This window comes from Lentzea aerocolonigenes, assembly GCF_000955955.1.
GTDB lineage: Bacteria > Actinomycetota > Actinomycetes > Mycobacteriales > Pseudonocardiaceae > Lentzea > Lentzea aerocolonigenes_A.
In genome coordinates this window covers 1-1,624 of record NZ_JYJG01000630.1, presented here as the reverse complement: position 1 = coordinate 1,624, position 1,624 = coordinate 1, and the positions used below count along the sequence as shown (strand labels likewise).

General features: G+C 67.2%; 1 protein-coding gene. It reads left to right on the top strand.

Going from position 1 to position 1,624, the window contains the following annotated elements:
* Window positions 1-255 precede the first annotated feature (255 nt).
* Window positions 256-1,530, top strand: a complete 1,275-nt coding sequence (locus UK23_RS48020) for a ricin-type beta-trefoil lectin domain protein (protein ID WP_045318561.1) — start codon at window positions 256-258, stop codon at window positions 1,528-1,530.
* The last annotated feature ends 94 nt before the right edge of the window (window positions 1,531-1,624 follow it).

The window sequence follows — 1,624 nt, the reverse complement described above, 5'->3', positions numbered from 1 at the left end:
GGGCCCGGCGACGGTCATCCTGCCGACGGAGCTCGTGGTCCGCGAGTCCGCTTGACATTTCTTGACCAATTGCGGCGCATTCGACGCAATTCGACTGTGCACGTTCACACAATTCGACATTCTCTCTCTTGAAACGATCTCAGAACTGCGGTTTTATCAGGGACAGATTCGTTCGCAGTACTTGTGAACGTTCCCAGTTCTGAGCCAGCTGAGTTTCTCTTTCGCCGCCCCTGCCAAGGAAGAGGTACCTCACCCATGTCCCAGATCCAGCGGTTGAGACGAGCGGCGATCACCTGCACCGCCGCGCTGGGCATCCTGGCGTCCACTGTGGCCGCCGGACCCGCGTCCGCCGCCGACAACCCGTACCAGCGCGGCCCGAACCCGACCCGCGAGAGCGTGGCCGCCAACCGCGGCACGTTCGCCACCGCCGAGACGAGCGTGGGCGGTGGCAACGGCTTCGGCGGCGCGAAGATCTACTACCCGGCCGACACGAGCCAGGGGAAGTTCGCCGCGCTCGCGGTCGTCCCCGGTTACACCGCCACCTGGGCCGCCGAGGGCGCGTGGATGGGCCACTGGCTCGCCTCGTTCGGGTTCGTGATCATCGGCATCGACACCAACAGCCGCAACGACTGGGACACCGCGCGCGGCGACCAGCTGCTCGCGGCGCTCGACTACCTGACCCAGCGCAGCTCCGTGCGCGACCGGGTGGACGCGAACCGTCTCGGCGTGATGGGCCACTCGATGGGCGGTGGCGGCGCGATCTCCGCGGCACTCAAGCGGCCCACGTTGAAGGCCGCCATCGGCAACGCGCCGTTCAGCGCCTCGCAGAACCTCACCACCATGCGGGTGCCGATCGCGTTGAACGCCGGCCAGCGCGACGGCACGGTCACGCCGTCGATGGTCACCGGCTACTACAACCAGGTCCCGGCCACCACCGAGAAGATGTACCTCGAGTTCTCAGGCGCCGGTCACGCGTTCCCCACGTCCAACAACTCGGCGCTGACCCGCAAGATCATCCCCTGGATGAAGATCTTCCTCGACCAGGACACGCGGTACCAGCAGTTCCTGTGTCCCGTCATGGACAACACCGGCATCTCGGCCTCGCGCAGCAGCTGTCCGCTCATCCCCGGTGACCCGACGCCTCCCACCGACACCTACAGCCTGGCGGGCGCGGCCTCCGGCAAGTGCGCGGACGTGGAGGGCAGGTCCCAGACGAACGGCGCGAAGCTGCTGCTGTGGCCCTGCAACGGTCAGGTCAACCAGCGCTGGACCCAGACCGCCGCCGGTGAGCTGCGCGTTTACGACAACCCGAAGTGCATGGACGCGGGCGGTTCCGGGCAGGGCGAACGGGTGACGAGCAACGCCTGCAACGGCGGCAACAGTCAGAAGTGGACGGTCAACGCCAACGGCACGGTCACGAACACGACCTCCGGGCGTTGCCTCGACGCCACCGGTACCGCGGACGACGCGCCGGTCGTCGTCAACACCTGCAACGGCGCAGCAAGCCAGAACTGGAGCAAGAGGTCATGACCGGAATCTCCCGCCGCAGCCTCATCATCGGTGCGGCCGCCGGAGCGGGTGCCCTCGCACTGGGCACGTCTCCCTCCGCGAATGCCGCGGCGTA

Excerpts from the sequence above, each read along its gene's own strand:
- UK23_RS48020 (WP_045318561.1), top strand. The coding sequence starts at position 256 with ATGTCCCAGATCCAGCGGTTGAGACGAGCGGCGATCACCTGCACCGCC.